Origin of the sequence: Kitasatospora sp. NPDC098663, assembly GCF_044760075.1 — a bacterium.
Taxonomy (GTDB): domain Bacteria; phylum Actinomycetota; class Actinomycetes; order Streptomycetales; family Streptomycetaceae; genus Kitasatospora.
The window spans coordinates 1-19613 of sequence record NZ_JBIWAP010000023.1; the positions used below are offsets into that span (position 1 = coordinate 1).

A 19613-nucleotide genomic window follows, 5' to 3' on the forward strand; every position below is an offset into this window, starting at 1 on the left:
GTCCCCCTACATTTCGCGGGGGGTCGGGCGTCCCCCCCCCCCAGCTCCGCCACCCGGCGTTCGAACCCCCCCCCCCCCCCCCCCCCCCCCCCCCCGGGGCCCCCCCCCCCCCCCCGGGGGGGGGGGGGGGCCCCCCCCGCCGCTCGGTGCCTACTGCTTCTGGTTGAGCCGCTTCGCGATCTCGTCGTCGTACTTCTTCGCGGTGGCCGCGTAGTCGCCACCCTGGAGGGCGGCGGTCAGGAACTCCTTGATCGGGTTCGGCTTGTCCTCGACGCTCGCCCAGTTCGGGGTGATCGGGGTGACCGCGCCGACCGCCGAGGCGGACTGGGCGGCCTTCGCGAAGTCGCCGGTGAGCTGGCTGTTCAGCGCCGCCTTGTTCGGGATGTTGCCGGCGGCGGCGACCGCGCCCTCGTTCTTGTCGTTGAGGGCGATCTTCAGGAAGTCCTTGGCCATGTCGGTGTTCTTGCTCTGCGCACCGATCGCCAGGTTCGAGCCGCCGAGGAAGACGCCGGAGGGCTTGTCAGCGGTCTTGCCCGGGAGCGGGAAGAAGCCGATCTTGTCCTTCGCCATGTCCTTCTCCGCCGGGAGCTCCCAGCCGAGGGCGATCATGGTGCCGACGTTGCCCTTGCCGAAGACGTCCTTCTGCTGCGGGGTGGCCTCGTCCTTGTCCTTCGGACCGGTGGCCGAGTAGCCCTGCAGCTTCTTGTAGGTCTCGAAGGCCTTCTGCGCCTCGGGCGAGGACAGGCCACCGACCCACTTGTCGCCGTCCTTCTTGGCGATCTTGCCGCCCTCACCGGTGAGCAGGCCGAAGTAGGTGTACCACTCCTGACCCGGCAGGTAGATCGGGTCGACGACGCCCTCGGTGGCCTTCAGCTTGTCCAGGTCGGCGTAGAACTCGTCCAGGGTCTTCGGCGCGTCGGTCAGCTGGGCCTTGGCCCAGAGGTCCTTGTTGTAGGCGACGACGCGGTTGGAGACCCACCACGGGGCGGCGAACTGCTTGCCGTCCAGCTGGGCGGCCTCGTTCTGGTTGGCGTTCCAGCCGTCGCCGCCCAGGGCGGACTTGTCCTTGGTGATGTCGAGCAGGCCGCCCGAGGCGGCGTAGCCGGAGGTCTGGGTGTTGCCGAGCTCGACGACGTCGACCGAGCCCTCGGACAGCGCGGCGGTCACCTTCTGACCGATGCCGTCCCACTCCTGGATCTGGAAGTCGACCTTGGAGCCCGGGTAGGTGGTCTCGAACTCGCTCTTGACCGCGTCGGTCCAGCCCTTCGGGGCGGAGCCGGTCATCAGCCACACCTTCAGCGTCTTGCCGCTGTAGTTCTTGGCGCCCGCCGCGGACGACGAGTTCGAACCGGCGTTGTCCTTGCTCTTGCCGTCCGAGCCACAGGCCGCCAGGCCGACGACCATTGCTGCGACGCCGACCGCCGCGATGAGCTGACGCTTCACGCCATCCTCCTGAGGGATGCCTGGGTTACCCCCGTCGGGCGGCAGCGGCAGACCCACGTAAAGCGGGGGGAAAGGTGCCGCGGACCCCTTCGAGCGGGTGGGGGGATTCATAGTGTCCGGCCTAGTGGTGTAGACCAGATGCCTGGAGCTTGGCCTAGACCAATGGGCCTGTCAACGGCTGTTCGACCGATCCGGACCACCCGTTATCAAGCCGACACCGCACATCGTTCATCGCGTGATGAGGTATTCGTTCCGTAGCCATACATGCAACGATGTCACCCGTTAACTATGTGGCGGGGCCCGTAAAGGCGCCGCGAGAAGCGGGAGAACAGGTCCGATGAGCAGCGACGGGGGAACCACCGCCCAGGTCAACGACCCCGAGGTGAAAAACCTCCCGACGCAGGCCGGCGCCGACCCGACCGCACGCGTCCCCAAGTACTACGGTCTCAAGCGCCACCTGCTCCAGCTCACCGAGACCCAGCCCGCCGGCACCCCCGTCCCGCCCGAGCGCGCGCTGGCCGCCCAGTTCGACACCTCCCGCACCACCGTGCGCCAGGCGCTGCAGGAACTGGTCGTCGAGGGCCGGCTGGAGCGCATCCAGGGCAAGGGCACCTTCGTCGCCAAGCCCAAGGTCGCCCAGGCCCTCCAGCTCACCTCCTACACCGAGGACATGCGGGCCCAGGGCCTGGAGCCCGCCTCACGGCTGATCGAGATCGGCTACATCACCGCCGACGACCGGCTCGCCCCGCTGCTCGACATCAAGCCCGGCGGCCGGGTGCTGCGGATCGAGCGCCTGCGGCTGGCCAACGGCGACCCGATGGCCATCGAGGTCGCCCACCTGTCCGCCAAGCGCTTCCCCGCGCTGCGGCGCAACCTCGCCAAGCACAACTCGCTGTACGCGGCGCTGCGCGAGGTGTACGGGGTCACCGTGGCCGAGGCCGAGGAGACCATCGAGACCACCCTCGCCAACCCGCGCGAGGCCGGCCTGCTCGGCTCCGACCTCGGGCTGCCGATGCTCCAGCTCTCCCGGCACTCCTTCGACGCCGACGGCGACCCGGTGGAGTGGGTCCGCTCGATCTACCGCGGCGACCGCTACAAGTTCATCACCCGGCTCAAGCGCCCCGAGTAGTCCGGGCGGAGCAGGGCGGGGCGGAGCAGTCCGGGCGAGGCAGTCCGGGCGGGGCACTCCCCCCGCGCACCACGGGCACCGGCGCGCGCGACCCACGCGCGCCGGTGCCCGTTCGCGTCACGGGAGGGGCAGTACCGGTCGAATGCGACCGGATGCCGTCCGGATGGCGGGAAGTCGCCCCGACCCCGGTGACATGGATCACTCCATGCCCTAGATTGCGCAGCCGTACTGACTGTCGATCACCGATGGTGCTGCTCGGCGGGTTCGCGGGGGCGTGCGGTGCCCCGCGGGCTGCGGCGCCGACGGGGAGAACCCTCCGGAGCGGAGCCGAAGATGCCGTCTGATCCCGATACCGTCGAACCTGTCATGCCCGAGCCACCCGGGGACCGGGTGCCCGCCGTGACCCCCGAACGGGTGCTGGCCGGGCTCGCCCTGCTCGTGCCGATCGTCGCGATGCTGTGGGTGTCCTCGTACGACAAGACCGACCCCGGCGTCGGCGGGGTGCCGTTCTTCTACTGGTACCAGCTGCTCTGGGTGCCGGTGTCGGCGGTGTTCACCGTGGCCGCGTACCTGCTGATCAACCGGGACGAGAAGGCCCGCAAGGCGGCGCGGAAGGCGGGTGGCGCGCGATGAGCCACGTCAACGTGCCGGCCCTCACGGTCTTCGTGCTGTTCTTCGTCCTGGTCACCGTGATGGGCTTCCTCGCCGCCCGCTGGCGGCGCGCGGACGACGCGGCGCACCTGGACGAGTGGGGCCTGGGCGGCCGCAGCTTCGGGACCTGGGTCACCTGGTTCCTGCTCGGCGGCGACCTCTACACCGCGTACACCTTCGTCGCCGTCCCGGCCGCGGTCTACGCAACCGGTGCGGCGGGCTTCTTCGCGGTGCCGTACACGATCGTCGCCTACCCGCTGGTCTTCCTCTTCCTGCCCCGGCTGTGGTCGGTCTCCCGGGTGCACGGGTACGTCACCCCCGCCGACTTCGTCCGCGGCCGGTACGGCTCGCGGCCGCTCTCCCTGGTCGTCGCGCTGACCGGGATCCTGGCCACCATGCCGTACATCGCGCTCCAACTCGTCGGCATCCAGGCGGTGCTGGACGTGCTGGGCGTCGGCGGCGGCGAGAACGCCAACTGGTTCGTCAAGGACCTGCCGCTGTTCCTCGCCTTCGGCGTGCTGGCCGCGTACACCTACTCCTCCGGGCTGCGCGCCCCGGCGCTGATCGCCTTCGTCAAGGACGCCCTGATCTACATCGTGATCATCGTCGCGGTGATCTACATCCCGATCCGGCTCGGCGGCTACGGGCACATCTTCGACGCGGCCGCGCACAAGTTCAGCGCCCCCAAGTCCGCCGGCTCGCTGACCCTCCCGGGCGACAAGCAGTGGACGTACGCGACGCTGGCGCTGGGCTCGGCGATGGCGCTGTTCATGTACCCGCACTCGGTGACCGGCGTGCTGGCCTCCAAATCCCGCGGCACGGTGCGCCGCAACATGGCGATCATGCCCGCGTACTCGCTGATGCTGGGCCTGCTGGCGCTGCTCGGCTTCATGGCCATCGCGGCGGGCGTCGGCAAGGGCGACAAGAAGTTCAACGCCCAGCTGTCCGTGCCGCAGCTGTTCGCCGACATGTTCCCGGACTGGTTCACCGGCGTGGCCTTCGCGGCGATCGGGATCGGCGCGCTGGTGCCGGCCGCCATCATGTCGATCGCGGCGGCCAACCTGTTCACCCGCAACGTCTACAAGGAGTGGCTGAAGCCCGCCGCCACCCCGGCGGACGAGACCCGGATCGCCAAGCTGGTCTCGCTGCTGGTGAAGGTCGGCGCGCTGGTCTTCGTGCTCGGCATGGACAAGCAGGCCGCGATCAACCTCCAGCTGCTCGGCGGCCTGTGGATCCTGCAGACCTTCGTGGCGATCGTCGGCGGCCTGTTCACCCGCTGGTTCCACCACTGGGCGCTGTTCGCCGGCTGGGCGGCCGGCATGGCCTATGGCACCTGGAAGGCCTACGGCATCGCGAGCCCCGCCACCAAGCACTTCGGCGGCAACGCGGCCGCGATCCCCGGCATCGGCGAGATCGGCTACATCGGCCTGACCGCCTTCGCGCTCAACCTGATCGTCGCCGTGGCGCTCACCCTGGTGCTGCGCGCGGTCAAGGCGCCCGAGGGCCCGGACGAGACCAGGCCCGCCGACTACAGCGCCGAGGCCGGCGACGAGGAGCCGAAGAACGCGCCGGAGCCCGTAGCGGCGCACTGATTCGCGCCGCACGCGCCCTGTGATCGCGCCGCCCTCTCCGTGAACACTGGAGAAGGCGGCGCGATCATATGTATGAACAGCCGCCTTCGCAGGGCACCACCAGACCGGACCGGCGACCGGCCGGCAACTGATCGACCCACGGGGAGCACGCGGCCATGGCAGAACTCGGCACCACCCTCAACGGCCAGCACCAGTCCACCCAGAGCCCGCACCACCTCACCACCCACCGCCCGGCGTCGGCCACCCGGCTGCCGTCCGTGCTGATCGCCACCCGGCACGGCGAGTCCACCGCCAACGTCGAGTTCCAGCTGGCCGAGGCCGCCGGCGCGCTCAGCGTTCCGATCAGCTGCCGGGACGCCGACATCCCGCTGTCGCCGCACGGCCAGCAGCAGGCCCAGGCGCTCGGCCGCTGGTGGGCCGGCCTGCCCAGCGCCGACCGCCCGCGCAGCGTCTGGTGCTCGCCGTACGTGCGCACCACCGAGACCGCCCGGATCGCGCTCGCCCAGGCCGCCGGGCTCGGCGCCGTCCCGGTCACCCTCGCCGTGCGCCACGACGAACGGCTGCGCGACCGCGAACTGGGCGTCCTGGAGATGCTGACGCGGGCCGCGATCGAGGCCAAGCACCCGGAGGAGTCCGCCCGGCGGCGCAAGATGGGCGAGCTGTACTACCGGCCGCCCGGCGGCGAGTCCTGGGCCGACGTCGCGCTGCGGGTGCGCAGCCTGCTGCGGGACGTCTGCGAGGAGGAGGCCGGGCGGGCCGTCCTGCTGGTCGCGCACGACTGCACGGTGCTGATGCTGCGCTACGTGCTGGAGCGGCTCACCGAGGAACGGCTCACCGCGCTCGCGCCGGTGCGCAACTGTTCCACCAGCCTGTGGCGCGCCCAGGACGGGCGGCTGCACCCGGACCGCTGGAACAGCGTCGACCACCTCGCCCCGGGAAACTGACGAGCCGCCGCACCCCCGCGTCCGGCCCGCCTGCTCGTCCGGCCACGCCTGCTCGTCCGGCCACGCCGCCTCGTCCGGTCACGCCCCCTCGTCCGGGCCGGCGAAGCAGCGCCGGTAGGCCAGCGGCGTGGTCCCCAGCCGGCGCCCGAAGTGGTGCCGCAGCGCGGCCGCGTTGCCGAAGCCGCAGCGGGCGGCGATCGCGTCCACCGGCTCGGCGGTGGACTCCAGCAGCCGCTGGGCGAGCAGCACCCGCTGTCCGGTCAGCCAGCGGTGCGGCGTCGTACCGGTCTCCTGCTGGAAGCGGCGGGCGAAGGTGCGCGGGGACATGTGGACCCTGGCGGCCAACTGCTCGACGGTGCAGTCCCGGTCCAGGTGGTGGCGCATCCAGTCGAGAAGCGGCGCCAGCGAGTCGCCGTCGCCGCCGGGCAGCGGGCGGCTCACGAACTGGGCCTGCCCGCCCTCCCGGTGCGGCGCCACCACCATCCGGCGGGCGATCCCCCGGGCCACCTCGGCGCCCTGCGCCTTGCGCACCAGGTGCAGGCAGGCGTCGATGCCGGCGGCCGTCCCGGCCGAGGTGATCACCGGGTCGTCGTCCACGTACAGCACGTCCGGCTCGACGACGGTCCGCGGGAAGCGCCGGGCCAGGTCCTCGCTGTGCCGCCAGTGGGTGGTGGAACGGCGGTCGTCCAGCAGCCCGGCCGCGCCGAGCACGAAGGCGCCGCTGCAGATCGACAGCACCCTGCCGCCGTCCGCCACCACCGAGCGCAGCCCCGCCAGCAGCGGCTCCGGGTACTCCGGGCGGATCGTCGTCGCGGTGACCACCACCAGGTCGGCCCCGGCCAGCCGCTCGGGGCCGTGCGGGACGTCCACCGCGAACCCGGAGTGCGTCGTGTGCGGCCCGGGGCGGGCGCCGGCGATCGCGAAGTCGTACCCGGGCAGGCCGTCGGCCGTGCGGTCGAGGCCGAAGACCTCGCAGGCGACACCGAGCTCGAAGGGGTGGATCTCCTCCAGCACCACCGCGACCACGTTCTTCAGCATGCCGCCCAGGATGCCCCGGCGGGCCCCGGCGGTGGAAGGGCCGGGTGGCAGTTTTTCGAGGAGATCAGTCATTCCTGCCACTCGTGGCCGCCGCGCCGCCCGGCCAGAGTGGAGCCATGGACACCGGGACTCTCGCAAGCGCAATCGCCCTGGTCGGGGCCGTCGCAGGCTTCGGCCTGCTCGGCACCCTGATCGGCCGGGAGGTCGCCCGCGGCGCCGCCGCCGGCCGCGACAACTGGCACCGCCCGGGCGGCTACCCGGCCGGCCCGGAACGCCTGGACCGGCTGTACGGCACCATGCCCGCCGCCTCGCTGCGCCCCTCCGCCGACCCGGCCACCCTCCCGGTCCGGGCCACCCCGGAGATCATCACCCCGGACGGTTCCGGCACACTGACGGGATGGACATCCTCATCCGCCAGGCCCTTCCGGAGGACCTCGACGACGCCGGCCGCATCACCGTCGAGGCCTTCGTCGGCGACGGCCACACCTCGCCCGAGAGCAGCTACGTCGAGCTCCTGCGCGACGCCGCCCGCCGGGCCCGGGAGGCCGAGCTCCTGGTCGCGGTCGACCAGGCCGAAGGACGGGTCCTCGGCTGCGTGACCTACGCCGTCGGCGGCACCGAGTGGGCCGACATAGCCGGCCCGCGCGAGGGCGAGATCCGGATGCTCGCCACCGCCGCGGCCGCCCGCGGCCGCGGCGTCGGCGAGGCCCTGGTCCGCGCCACCATCGCCCGCAGCCGCGAACTCGGCCTGGACGGCATGGCCTTCTCCACCCGCCCGCAGATGACCGCCGCCCACCGCGTCTACGAGCGGACCGGCTTCCGCCGCACCCCCGAGCGCGACTGGTCCCCGTACCCGGGCATGGACCTGATGGTCTACAGCCTGGCGTTCTGAGCCCGGCCGGGGCGTCGTCGGCCCCGCTCCTCCCCGGTGATGACAGACGATCAACGGACGTCTTTTGATATAAACCACAGATCACGTCCGATGCCACGTCGCGGCGGCCGACCGATCCCGGGGGGACGCACCACATGGAGGACGGGCCCGGCCTCGGCACGCCCGCGAGCGGCCCCACGCTCCAGGACATGCGCACGTCCCGGGGCATCGAGCCGCCGGCCACCAGCCGCTACGCGATCCCCGCACCCGTGCCCCGGCCGCGCGGGCCGCTGCCGCCCTCCGTCCGCTTCCCGGCGGTCGACGGGCTGCGCGGCCTCGCCATCGCCTCCGTCCTGCTCTACCACACCAACTGGTTCCAGAACGGCCTGTTCGGCGTGGACGTCTTCTTCGTCCTCTCCGGCTTCCTGGTCACCCTGGTGCTGATCCGCGAACTGGACCGCACCGACGGCATCCGGCTCGGCGTCTTCTACCGCCGCCGGGCCAAGCGGCTGCTGCCCGGACTGCTCGCCACCGTCCTCCTCGTCGTCGCGCTGTCCGCACTGGTCAGCCCGCTACGGGACGTCAGGGACCTCCGCCCGCAGGCACTCGCCGCGCTCGGCCAGGTCGCCAACTGGGCCCAGCTGGCCCGCGGCGACGCCTACTGGCAGCACTTCGCCTCCATCGACCCGCTCGCGGCCATGTGGTCGCTCAGCATCACCGAGCAGTTCTACGCGCTCTGGCCGCTGCTGCTGCTCGCGGTCTTCGGCCTCTGCCGCCGCTCGCTGCGCGCGACCGGCGTCGTCACCGCCGGGCTGTTCGCCGTCGCCGCGCTCGCCGCCCCGCTGATGTGGAACGGCGACAACAGCGACCGCCTCTACCTCGGCACCGAGACCCGCGCGGTCGGCTTCGCGGCCGGCGCCACCGCCGCCTTCGCCGTCTACCTGCGGCTGCGCCGCCAGGTCCGCGCGGCGGCCCCCGACGGCGGCGCCACCCGCTCCCGGCGGCGCCTGCTCGACCGCTCCGCGGCGGCCGGCGGCCTGGCGCCCGCCCTGCTCGGGACGGCGGCCCTCGGCGGCCTGGTCTGGGCCAGCCTGTCCGTCAGCGGCTACCACGAGCCGCTGCTCTACCAGGGCGGGCTGGCCGTGGTCGCGGCGCTCGCCGCCGTCCTGGCCGCCTCGCTCTGCCACCACCGGGGCCCGCTGGTCCGGCTGCTGTCGCTGCCCCCGCTGCGGCTCACCGGCACCATCTCCTACAGCCTCTACCTGCTCCACCTGCCGGTGTACTGGCTGCTCCAGCACTACGTCGACGACATCTCGCCGCAACTGCTGCTCGCCGTCGGCGCACCGCTCTCCTGGGTGCTGGCCTGGCTGATGCACACCGGCACCGAGAAGCTGCGGGTGCTGCGCTGGCGGGCCTTCCCGGCCGTCCCGCTGCTGGCCGTCGCCACGGCGGTGGCCACCACCGGCGCCTGGTACCTGCCCGCCTGGGTCCAGTACGACATGCGGTCCGGGCCGAGCGGCAAGCCCGCGGTCCTCGTCCTCGGCGACTCCTTCGCCCAGGACCTCGCCACCGGCCTCTACCGGCACGGCGACCGCTACCGGGTGGTCGACGGCGGGATCAGCGGCTGCGGCGTGTTCGATCCGGACAAGGTGCGCACCACCTCCGGCGAGGAGTTCGACACCAGCCGGGAGTGCCGCGACCGGGCCGCCGCGTGGGACCGGCAGCTCACCGGCGCCGCCCCGCAGGCCGTCGTGATCCACCTCGGCTGGGACGCCGCCGAGCAGTACCTCGACGGCACCTGGCTCAGCCCCTGCGAGGAGGACTACCGGAGCCGCTACACCGCCCAGCTCACCCAGGCCGTGGACCAGGTCCGTCGCCGCGCGCCCGGCGCCCGGGTCCTGCTGATGAACGAACGGGTCGAGAACGGCGCCATCAACAAGGGCTGGGGCACCTGCTACGACCAGCAGGTCGCCGCCTACGTGAAGACCACCGCCGGCGCCGTCCGGCTGGTCGACCTCGACACCTTCTTCTGCCCGTACGAGACCTGCGCGTGGAAGGACCGCGACGGCCACTGGGTCACCCCCGCCAACGACGGGGTGCACCTCACTCCGGCCGGCATGCGGTTCGTGACGCCGTGGCTGGAGCAGCAGATCGCGGACGGACTGACCGGACCGCCGGCGGGGCCGCCCACGGCCGCCCCGACGCCGGCCTCGACACCGACGCCCACGCCCACGCCCACCCTCACGCCGACTCCGACGGCCACCAAGCCCACGGGCCAACCGAGTTCGACCAAGCCCGGCCGGCCCACTCCCTAGGGCCTAGCCCGGAGCCTGGGAGGGCGGCAGTTCGTAGGTCTGCGCGAAGCAGTCGCGGATCGCCCGCTCGGAGGCCGGGCGCCCGGCGTAGTCCATCCGCGGGGTGTCCTGGTTGGTCGGCAGGTTCGGGTCGATGCCGAAGTACAGCGACCAGAAGTACAGCCCGCGCAGCTTGCGCTCCTGCGCCACCTGGCAGACCGCGGTGAACCAGGTCGCCTGGACGACCTCGTTCAGCTCGGTCTTCTTGTAGTACTCGCCGGGCGTCTTGTAGGCGCCCTTCTGCGCCGGGATGCCCACCTCGGTGAGCTTGGTGGTCGGCTGCGGACCGCTGCCGCGCTTGTCGAGCCAGGCGTTCCAGCTGGCCTTCAGGTCGGCGACCGGGGCGTCGTCACCGGCCGACCTGGCCGGCGGGTAGGCGTCCACACCCGTGCCGTCCGCCGGGACCGCTATCGGGCCCTTGGACCAGTTGTCGAAGTTCGCGTCGTACACCAGCTCGCCGTGGAAGGCCTTCCGCGCCTGGTCGATGAGACCGGGCCACCGCGGGTCGCCCTCCAGCGAGTTGAACTCGGTGCCGATGGTGACCTCGGCCACCGAGTGCTCCTGGGCGGTCTTCAGGTAGGGCGCCAGGAAGGCGGCGTAGCTGGCGAACCAGGCGTCCCGGTCGGTCGGCGCGATGTTGCCGCGCCACTTGAGGGTGTTGAGGTAGTCGAAGACGTCCTCGTCCATGATCGGACGGATGGTGGTGCGCAGGCCCGCCCGGTGGGCGGCGTCCAGCAGCAGGGCCAGCCGCTCCGGGGTGGGGGTGGTCGGCCGGGCGGCCACGGCGTTCGACCTGGTGCCCGTCGTGTAGTACGGGAAGGTCACCGACAGGGAGTTGGCGTTCAGCCCGACCACGTACTTGACGATGCGGTCGACCTTGCCCTGGACGAAGTTGTCCGGGTCCGCCGGATCGTCCAGCCAGTACACCTGCACGCCCCACTCGGGGCTGCCCTCGGCCCACGGGCGGGCCACCTTGGGGCCGGTGTCCTCGGCCGGCGGCGCGTCCTTGCCGAAGCCCCAGACCCGGCCCTGCTCGGTCGCGGAGCCGGCCCAGTGCACGGCGGTCGGGCGCTGGTGGACGAACTTGAGCGGGTGGTCCCCCCAGACCACCGGGACGGCGACGGTGACGGCGACCACCACGGTCGGCAGGATGAAGATGGCGGGGCGCTTCACAGCGGTGACCTCCGATCAGGCCGGCTTGGCGATGACGACGAACTTGTTCTCCTCGCCCTTGAGGAACTTGATCAGCCCGCGCAGGCCGCCCCAGCCCTCCAGGAACGAGAACAGCGGGATGGCCGCCACCACGACGATCGGCTCCCACCACTTGCGCCGGTGGTTCGCCGAGGCGACCACGTTCAGGCGCAGGCCCTCCCAGTACGTCCAGATGACGTAGGCGAAGTTGATCGACCAGACCAGCACCACGGACTGGGTGACCGGGGAGGTGTTCCAGGTGCCGGTGAACCAGGCGACCAGCAGCACCAGGCCGACGTGCTGGAGCGGGCCGAGCACCCAGCTGACCATGCCCATCCCGATGAACAGCCGGTACCGCAGCGGGATCGTCCGGTTGAAGCAGAGCGCGACCAGGCCCCAGGCCCAGCGCTCGCGCTGCTTGAGGAAGTCCTTGATCCCGGCCGGCGAGGCGCCGTAGCAGCGCCCGTTGAACCAGTCGCTGCGGCCCGGGTAGCGCTGGCAGAAGTTCAGCGCCATCTGGGCGTCCTCGACGATGGTCTTGGGGCCGAAGTCCCAGCCGATGGTCGCCTCCACCGAGGAGCGCATCAGGAGCAGTTCGCCGTGCACGCCGGCGATCGGGGTGCCGGTGCCGGTCATCGCGCGGAAGCGGGCGATGTCGTCGGCCGGGCGGATCGCGTCGGCGAGCCACGTGAAGGTGGAGACGGCGTTCTCCCGCGGGTACGTCAGGATGCCCTGCGCCATGTGCTTGGCGTCGTCCCCGGCCCGGCGCTGCCGGTTGACGAACTGCGCGACGGCGGCGGCGGTGTCCGGGCCGACGCCGGTGTCGTCGTCCATGTGCAGCACCCAGACGTCGTCCTCGGCCTCGCCCTCCTCGATCCGCAGCTCGTGCGAGTAGTGGTTGGCGCGGGCCTTGAACTTGGTGCCGTTGGCCGTCTCGTAGGCCTTCGGCACGGTCACCACCCGGATCAGCGGGTTGCGGGCGGCCAGATCGTCGATCTTCTCGGCGGCCGCGCAGCCCTCCTCGGTGAGGACGTCCACCCGCATCCACGGGAAGTAGGCCGGCAGGTGCTCGACGTACGAGAGCACCGAACGCTCCAGCGCCGGATAGGTGTCGTGGCGGCCGATGGTCGGCACCAGCACGATCAGGAAGTCGTCCTCGACCGGCACGGCCGGCGTCATCCGGCTCACCTGGCGCAGCCGGCGGCGGACCATCAGCACGCCCTGGAAGCCGATCAGGACGCCGAACACCGGCATCCCCCACAGGATGGTGATCGTCCAACCGAGCGGGGTGGGGTTGGGCACGTAGGCCCAGACCGAGAAGGCGAAGATGACCGTGAAGGAGAAGTAGAACGGGAGGACCCGGGGCTTCCACGACATCTGTCGCTCGGCGAGCCGGGCGGCCTCGCGGGACGTGGTGAGCACCGTCCGTGCGGGGGCTGTCGATGGCATGGCGAAAGTCGCTCCTCGTCTGGTGTCGGGCCGATCCCGTGCGGGAGCCGGATCGTTCGTGGGCGGTCCAGGGCTTCGGAGGTTCAGGTCTGCGGCGGGCGGTCCACCGGCGGGTGGTCCGTCGGCGGGCGGTCGGCCGGGGACACGACCGGGCCGGGGGCGACCGGACCGGGCGTCACCGGCGGTGCGGCGGGCCACGGCTGCTGGGCGAGCGTCGACGGGTGCGGGGCCGGCTGGGCGGGCTGCTGCGCGTACGGCACCGGCTGCGACGGCTGGGCCGGCTGCGGCCAGGCAGCGGGCTGCGACTGCGGCTGCTGCGGGGCCGGGGGCTGCTGCGGCCACCCGGGCTGCGGCGGCTGCTGGAACGGCGGCTGCGCCGGCCAGGCGGCCTGCGGCTGCTGGGGCCAGGCGGGCTGGGGCTGGGGCTGGAACTGCTGCTGCTGGTACGGCTGCGGGCCCGGGGCCGGCTCGGCGGGGATCGTCTGCAGCAGCGACCAGTGCACCTGGCCGCCCGGCGCCGCGGCGGCTTCCGGCGCCCCCTGCTCCCGCCACTTCAGCCGGACCAGCAGCAGGATCAGCGCCGCGGTGACGACCACGCCGAGCGCGAAGGTCGCGAGCTTGAGCCCGCCCTCGGTGGTGCTGGTGAACCACTCCCGCTGCGGCTTGTCCAGGAGCGCGCCGGTCAGGCTGCGCACCCGGTTGTACCCCTCGACCAGTGCGACGCCGGCCGCCACCCCGAGCGCCCAGGTGCGCCCGCGCAGCAGCAGGATTCCCGAAAGCAGGTAGATCAGGCCGTAGTTGAGGCTGCCGGTCTCGGCGTCCACCGAGGTGCCGCCGTAGTAGAAGATGCCTTTGACGTAGGTCGCGAACCCGACCTGGCCGAAGCAGTTGTACGCCGCCCAAGCGAGCAGCAGCACGCCCCAGCCGACGGCGATGCCGCCGGCCGCGCGCATCGCACGCGCCTGTCCCATCCCGCACCCCCGCCCCGCCGGGCCCGTCCCGGCCTCAGCCCTCGGCTTCGCCGCCACAGGATGCCACACGGCACAACGGACACGGTATTCCGGCCGTTCAACGGAATTCGGCGGTATGGCGCACCTCACGGCGACCGGCTCGACGGACGTGCGGGGGCGGCTCGACGGACGTGCGGGGCGGCTCGGCGGACGTGCGGACCGGCTCAACGAACGTGCAGGCCGCCCCAGTCGACGTTCGCGCCGAACGGTCCGGCGCCACCGGTGAGCGCCAGCGGGCTGTGGTAGGTGGCGTTGACGTCGGCGCCGGAGTTGCGCGGCTGGTCCGGCGTCAGGTTGTCCGAGGTGAGCGACTGCCCCCAGACCGTCCAGATCGTCCAGGGCGTGCGCCGCAGCGTGTCCGGCTGGCGGGAGTTGACCGGGACGGCGAAGGACTCGGCCAGGATCCGCGGCTTGCCGTAGGCGGCGAGCCCGTCGTAGTACCGCTTGGTCCACACCTCGCCGGTGCCGATCGGGTGCGCGGGGCTGCCGCTGTAGTCGTCCACCCCGACCACGTCGACGTACTGCGAGCCCGGGTAGTAGTCCCACGGATCCGCGCCGGGGGCTCCGTCCCAGGACACCGGCGTCCAGACGAACAGCAGGTTGTGCAGGCCCCTGGTCTCCACCAGGTAGCGGTAGGTGATCCGCCACAGCGCCTGGTAGTCGGCCGGCTTCTGGCCCGACCACCAGAACCTGCGGGAGCAGTCCTGCACGTTCATCTCGTGGTACGGGCGCAGCAGCACCGGCACGTCGTGGGCGGCCAGGTACTCCAGGTGGTCGGCCAGGTAGGACAGATCGGTCATCAGCGCGCGGTACTCGGGGGTGTCGTGCGCGCTGTCGACGACCCGGCCGAACCAGCTCTTGTCCTTGGCGGCCGGGGAGTTCGAACAGAGCACCTGCTCGAAGGACTTGACGTCCGAACCGGGGTAGGGCTGGTGGAAGGACATGCCGACGATCCCGGCCGGTCCCCCGCCGTTGTCGGGCAGTTCGGTGGTGGTGCCGTCGCAGTTGTGCTGGACGCCGGCCGTGCCGTAGCTGCCGTCGTCGGCGCGCGGGTGGCCGGCCCAGACGGCGGAGAGCAGGTCGACGGCGTCGTCGGTGTACTGCCAGCCGGCCCGGCAGGTGGGCCAGCGGCCGGCCGAGTAGGAGCGCGGGTCGCCGACGCCCCAGCCGGTCTGGCCGTAGCCGGGGCCGAGGTCGGTCTCGACGAAGCCGGGCAGCTTGCCGGTGAGGTCGGCGGCCTTCTTGTAGTAGTAGCCGACCTGCTTGGTGCCGCGGTAGTCCCCGTACTCGGGGTTGTTGCGCTCGTTGTGCGCCTCGACGTGCTGGCCGATCACCGTCCCGCCGCTCTGCCCGGTGCGGGCCTGGCCCTCCAGGTCGGCGAGCAGCTGCTGGACGGCCCGGGCGTTCGGCGAGGCCTGCGGGTCCCGGGCGAGCAGGTCACGGCCGACCTCCGGCGGCAGGGTGCGGCCGGGGAGGCCGACCGTCACCGGGGCGCGGGCGGGCTGTTCGCCGTCGGCCCGGCCGTCGCGCTGCAACAGCGCCACGGCGCCCGCGGCGACCACGACCCCGGCCGCGGCCAGGACGGCGGGCTTGCCGCGCAGGGCTCTGGGCAGGGCCACGGACCGCTCCTCCGGTTGGTCGCCGGCACCGGCCCAGGCGGACACAACCGGAACACTCGTGCGAATGACTGCCCCGAGAGCCTGCCACACTCCCCCGGCCCCGGCGAGCGAACCCGCCGGGGCCGGGGTCTCACGGCGGATCAGCTGGCCGCGGCGGCCCCCGGCGCGGCCGCGGACGCGGCCTTGGCGCGCTGGAGCAGCTGGCCCTTCACGTGCTCGCCGAAGCCGGCGGCCGCCGCGGTGGCGGTGGCGTCGGCGGTGTCGCCGCCCTTCGCCGATCCCTCGACCGTGAAGTAGGCGTACCGGCCCAGGGTGTTGTGCGTGTTGGTGCAGCCCGGAGTGGCGCAGAAGGCCGGCGTGCCCGGCGCGACGGCGCCCTTGAGGTGGCCGGTGTAGCTCTTCATCGAGGTCTCGGCCTGGATCTTGTGGTCGAAGACCGCGACGCCGACGGTCACCGCGCTGTCGCCGGAGACGTAGGTCGCCCGGAGCACCTTCTGGCAGCCCTGGTCACCGAGGACCTTGCCGAGCCCGCCGGTCGTCGAGTTCCCGTCCCAGCAGGGCGAGTCCAGCGAGACGAAGGTCCGGTTCCAGGTGGCGCCGTTGACCGTCACCTGGAGCGCGGAGAACAGTGCCCCCGCGTCCTGCGGCGCCGGGTCGGTGGCGGCCTCCCAGATCGGCTTCGACGGGTCGTCCGGCGCACCGCCCGGGGTGCCGGACGGGTTCCCGCCCGGGGTTGCGGCGGCACTCGGCGCGGCACCCGATGCGGCGGAGGACGGCCGGTCGGAGGCCGAGGCGACCGGCCCGGCGACCGGCTTGTCGTCGCCGCTTTTCGTCAGCAGCACCGCCCCGCCCGCGATCAGGCCGCCGACCAGGACGACCCCGACCGCCACGCCGAGGGCCCGCAGCCGGCGGCGGCGCTTGCCGTCCGCCGCGTTGCGGTCCGCCAGCGCCTCCCAGTTCGGCTCGGCGCGCTGCGGCGCCTGGGGCTGCGGGTACGGCTGCGTCTGGGGGTACGGCTGGGTCTGGGGGTGCGGCTGGGGATGTGCCTGGGGATACGGCTGGGGGTTCGGCTGCCACTGCGGCGGCACCTGCTGCCCCGGCGGTCCCGGCTGCGCCACCGGCTGGGCCACCGGCTGCGCGGGCGACACCGGGGGCCCGTACGAGGCCGGCGGCGGCCCGAAGCCCCCGCTCGGCGGCAACACCGGACCGGGCACCACCGGCGGCTGCTGACCGTGCACGCCCCCCGGCCCGGTGGGAGGCGTTCCCTGCGGACCCTGCCCGGGTGCGCCTGTTCCGTCGCTCACGCGCCCCCTCGCTTCGCTCGATGATCGCTTCGCGAAACGCGCCCCTCGGCGCTTCGCTCGCTCATGCGCCCAGATCGTAGGGCATGCCCCCGGCAACCGGGCCGCCCGGTGACCGTTCCGTATCGAAACCAGGGCGCCGGGGCCCGGAATCAGGGCCCCGGAAGCCCGGATCCGAGGCGCCCCAAGGCCACGAGCCGCCCCCTCCCGGCACCCCCGGTTATCGCTCCGACACACCGCGCCGTACTACATGTGGGGTCGCATCAGAGAGACACCACTAGATGTATGCTCAATCCTGCTGTCGATGCAGGGGAACCCGGTGCGAATCCGGGACTGCCCCGCAGCGGTGAGCGGGCGGCTCCAGCAGCCGCCCCGCGAGTCCGAGTACCTGCCGACGGTGTGCGCACCGGCCCTCCCGCAGAGGCCGCGCCAGCACGAGAACCACCTTCCGGGCCTCGCGGGCGGGCCGGGGACGCCACTGTCGCGCGACGCTTCCTGCGTACGTGCCGTGCTCCCCTGCCCCGAACGGCCCGGTACCCCCCGAGCACCACCGCCGATCGCCGCCAGGAGAGAGCGCCTTGACCACCGCTGCCTCAGCCACCCTGCCCGCCCAGGGCACCGGCCCCGCCCCCACCGACCCGACGGTCTCCGACCCCGGTGGCGCGCTCCTTCGGCTGCTCACCGACCGCAGCGTCGATCTCCCCCAGGTGGACCCCGGCCATGTCGCCGCCGCCGCGCTGCGCGGCCGCCACGCCGGCTCGGACTTCGCCGAGCTGCGCGGGCTGGCCGTGGACGCCGCCGCGTCGATGATCGCCGAGGACCCCCAGTACTCGAAGCTGGCCGCCCGGCTGCTCGCCCTGGAGATCGTCGACGAGGCGAACAGCCAGGGCTCGCGCTCCTTCGCCGCCTCGATCGCCGTCGGCCACGACGAGGGTCTGATCGGCGACACCACCGCCGCCTTCGTCGCCAAGCACGCCGCCGCCCTGGACGCGCTGATCGACGCGCACGGCGACGACCGCTTCGAGTACTTCGGCCTGCGCACCGTGCAGTCCCGCTACCTGCTGCGCCACCCGATCACCCGCAAGGTCATCGAGACCCCGCAGCACTTCCTGCTCCGCGTCGCCTGCGGCCTGGCGGTCGGCGACAGCGAGCAGTCCGTGCGCGAGGTCGCCGAGCTGTACGGCCTGATGAGCCGGCTGGAGTACCTGACCTCCTCGCCGACCCTGTTCAACTCCGGCACCCGGCACCCGCAGATGTCGAGCTGCTACCTGCTCGACTCCCCGCTGGACAACCTGGACTCGATCTACAACCGCTACGCGCAGATCGCCCGGCTGTCCAAGCACGCCGGCGGCATCGGCCTGTCCTACTCGCGCATCCGCTCGCGCGGCAGCCTGATCCGCGGCACCAACGGCAAGTCCAACGGCATCGTCCCGTTCCTGCGCACCCTCGACTCCTCGGTCGCCGCCGTCAACCAGGGCGGCCGCCGCAAGGGCGCGGCCTGCGTCTACCTGGAGACCTGGCACGCCGACATCGAGGAGTTCCTGGAGCTCCGCGACAACACCGGCGAAGAGGCGCGGCGCACCCACAACCTCAACCTGGCGCACTGGATCCCGGACGAGTTCATGCGCCGGGTCAACGCCAACGAGGACTGGTCGCTGTTCTCCCCCGCCGACGTTCCCGAGCTCGTCGACCTGTGGGGCTCCGACTTCGACGAGGCCTACCGCAAGGCCGAGCTGGCCGGCAAGGCCGTGCGCACCATCCCCGCGCAGACCCTGTACGCCCGGATGATGCGCACCCTCGCGCAGACCGGCAACGGCTGGATGACCTTCAAGGACGCCTCCAACCGCGCCGCCAACCAGACCGCGCTGCCCGGCCGCACGGTGCACTCCTCGAACCTGTGCACCGAGATCCTGGAGGTCACGGACGACTCCGAGACCGCCGTCTGCAACCTCGGCTCGGTCAACCTCGGCGCCCACGTCGCCCCCGGGGCCTCCGTCGACGACCTGCTCGGCGCCATGGACTGGGAGCGCCTCGACGCCACCGTCCGCACCGCCGTGACGTTCCTCGACCGCGTGGTGGACATCAACTTCTACCCGACCACCGAGGCCGGCACCTCCAACTCCCGCTGGCGCCCGGTCGGCCTCGGCGTGATGGGCCTCCAGGACGTCTTCTTCAAGCTGCGGATCGACTTCGACTCCGCCGAGGCCGCGCGGCTGTCCACCCTCATCGCCGAGCGCATCATGCTCACCGCGTACGAGCGCTCCGCCGACCTGGCCGAGCAGCTGGGCCGCCACGAGGCCTACGGCGAGACCCGCGCCGCCCGCGGCGAGCTGCACATCGACCACTTCCCGACGGCCGCCCCGCAGTGGGCCGACCGCTGGACCGCGCTGCGCGCCCGCATCGCCGAGACCGGCCTGCGCAACTCGCTGCTGCTGGCCATCGCGCCGACCGCGACCATCGCGTCCATCGCCGGCGTCTACGAGTGCATCGAGCCGCAGGTCTCCAACCTGTTCAAGCGCGAGACGCTGTCCGGCGAGTTCCTCCAGGTCAACCCGTACCTGGTGCGCGAGCTCAAGGAGCTCGGCGTCTGGGACCAGCAGACCCGCGACGCCCTGCGCGAGGCCAACGGCTCCGTCCAGGAGCTGGGCTGGCTGCCCGCCGAGGTCCGCTCGCTCTACCGCACCGCCTGGGAGCTGCCCCAGCGCGCGCTGATCGACCTGGCCGCGGCCCGCATGCCGTACCTCGACCAGAGCCAGTCGCTGAACCTGTTCATGGCGGCGCCGACCATCGGCAAGCTCAGCTCGATGTACTCCTACGCGTGGAAGGTCGGTCTCAAGACCACCTACTACCTGCGCTCGCGCCCGGCGACCCGGATCGCCCAGGCCGCCTCCGGCACCGCCCGCGCCGCCGCGCCCGCGCCCGTGCCGGTGAACTCCCCGACCCTCACCCCGGAGGAGGAGGCCGCGCTGGCCTGCTCCCTGGAGAACCCCGAGTCCTGCGAGGCCTGCCAGTGAGCACCCC

14 protein-coding genes and 1 riboswitch are annotated in these 19613 nt (G+C 72.6%); of the genes, 7 read left to right on the forward strand and 7 right to left on the reverse strand.

Features of this window, described 5'->3' with window-relative positions:
- Positions 1-150 precede the first annotated feature (150 nt).
- On the reverse strand, positions 151-1443 hold the full coding sequence (locus ACIQVZ_RS24110; RefSeq protein WP_350879662.1) for an extracellular solute-binding protein: 1293 nt from the start codon (positions 1441-1443) through the stop codon (positions 151-153).
- Positions 1444-1780: 337 nt separating this feature from the next.
- On the opposite strand from ACIQVZ_RS24110, the gene ACIQVZ_RS24115 reads away from it, so the two are divergent.
- The 4 genes from ACIQVZ_RS24115 (at position 1781) to ACIQVZ_RS24130 (ending at position 5759) form a co-directional block, all read left to right on the forward strand.
- Positions 1781-2572, forward strand: coding sequence for a GntR family transcriptional regulator (locus ACIQVZ_RS24115; protein WP_244293370.1), 792 nt, complete (start codon positions 1781-1783; stop codon positions 2570-2572).
- Positions 2573-2938: 366 nt separating this feature from the next.
- Positions 2939-3205, forward strand: coding sequence for a DUF3311 domain-containing protein (locus tag ACIQVZ_RS24120; protein ID WP_350879663.1), 267 nt, complete (start codon positions 2939-2941; stop codon positions 3203-3205).
- Positions 3202-4815, forward strand: a complete 1614-nt coding sequence (gene mctP / locus ACIQVZ_RS24125) for a monocarboxylate uptake permease MctP (protein ID WP_350879664.1) — start codon at positions 3202-3204, stop codon at positions 4813-4815. Before ACIQVZ_RS24120 ends, mctP begins: the two co-directional genes overlap by 4 nt.
- A gap of 155 nt (positions 4816-4970) precedes the next feature.
- Positions 4971-5759: a histidine phosphatase family protein gene (locus ACIQVZ_RS24130; protein WP_402452708.1), complete on the forward strand. Its 789-nt coding sequence runs from the start codon at positions 4971-4973 to the stop codon at positions 5757-5759.
- A 78-nt stretch (positions 5760-5837) separates the two neighbouring features.
- Here the strand turns inward: ACIQVZ_RS24130 and ACIQVZ_RS24135 are convergent, their stop codons facing one another.
- Complete coding sequence (locus ACIQVZ_RS24135) at positions 5838-6797, reverse strand: helix-turn-helix domain-containing protein (protein ID WP_350879666.1); 960 nt, start codon at positions 6795-6797, stop codon at positions 5838-5840.
- Between the two features lie 397 nt (positions 6798-7194).
- Between ACIQVZ_RS24135 and ACIQVZ_RS24140 the strand changes: the two genes are divergently transcribed.
- Together ACIQVZ_RS24140 and ACIQVZ_RS24145 are read left to right on the forward strand one after the other, a co-directional pair.
- Positions 7195-7689: a GNAT family N-acetyltransferase gene (locus ACIQVZ_RS24140; protein ID WP_371517178.1), complete on the forward strand. Its 495-nt coding sequence runs from the start codon at positions 7195-7197 to the stop codon at positions 7687-7689.
- Positions 7690-7823: 134 nt separating this feature from the next.
- Positions 7824-9983 (forward strand): acyltransferase family protein, encoded by a 2160-nt coding sequence (locus ACIQVZ_RS24145; RefSeq protein ID WP_402452711.1) that lies wholly within the window; start codon positions 7824-7826, stop codon positions 9981-9983.
- A gap of 3 nt (positions 9984-9986) precedes the next feature.
- On the opposite strand, the gene ACIQVZ_RS24150 is transcribed toward ACIQVZ_RS24145, so the two are convergent.
- From ACIQVZ_RS24150 to ACIQVZ_RS24170, 5 genes are all read right to left on the reverse strand, one after another.
- Positions 9987-11195, reverse strand: a complete 1209-nt coding sequence (locus ACIQVZ_RS24150) for a glycoside hydrolase family 113 (RefSeq protein ID WP_402452713.1) — start codon at positions 11193-11195, stop codon at positions 9987-9989.
- A gap of 15 nt (positions 11196-11210) precedes the next feature.
- Complete coding sequence (locus ACIQVZ_RS24155; protein WP_350879670.1) at positions 11211-12662, reverse strand: glycosyltransferase family 2 protein; 1452 nt, start codon at positions 12660-12662, stop codon at positions 11211-11213.
- Between the two features lie 83 nt (positions 12663-12745).
- Positions 12746-13633: a hypothetical protein gene (locus ACIQVZ_RS24160; protein WP_402452715.1), complete on the reverse strand. Its 888-nt coding sequence runs from the start codon at positions 13631-13633 to the stop codon at positions 12746-12748.
- A 203-nt stretch (positions 13634-13836) separates the two neighbouring features.
- Positions 13837-15291 (reverse strand): glycoside hydrolase family 26 protein, encoded by a 1455-nt coding sequence (locus ACIQVZ_RS24165; RefSeq protein ID WP_402452717.1) that lies wholly within the window; start codon positions 15289-15291, stop codon positions 13837-13839.
- A gap of 140 nt (positions 15292-15431) precedes the next feature.
- The gene (locus tag ACIQVZ_RS24170) at positions 15432-16439 is read right to left on the reverse strand and encodes a hypothetical protein (protein ID WP_402452719.1); all 1008 of its coding nucleotides are present in this window, start codon (positions 16437-16439) and stop codon (positions 15432-15434) included.
- Between the two features lie 421 nt (positions 16440-16860).
- A riboswitch (cobalamin riboswitch) is annotated at positions 16861-17003 on the forward strand.
- 191 nt (positions 17004-17194) lie between these two features.
- On the opposite strand from ACIQVZ_RS24170, the gene ACIQVZ_RS24175 reads away from it, so the two are divergent.
- Positions 17195-19606, forward strand: a complete 2412-nt coding sequence (locus tag ACIQVZ_RS24175) for a ribonucleoside-diphosphate reductase subunit alpha (RefSeq protein ID WP_402452857.1) — start codon at positions 17195-17197, stop codon at positions 19604-19606.
- The last annotated feature ends 7 nt before the right edge of the window (positions 19607-19613 follow it).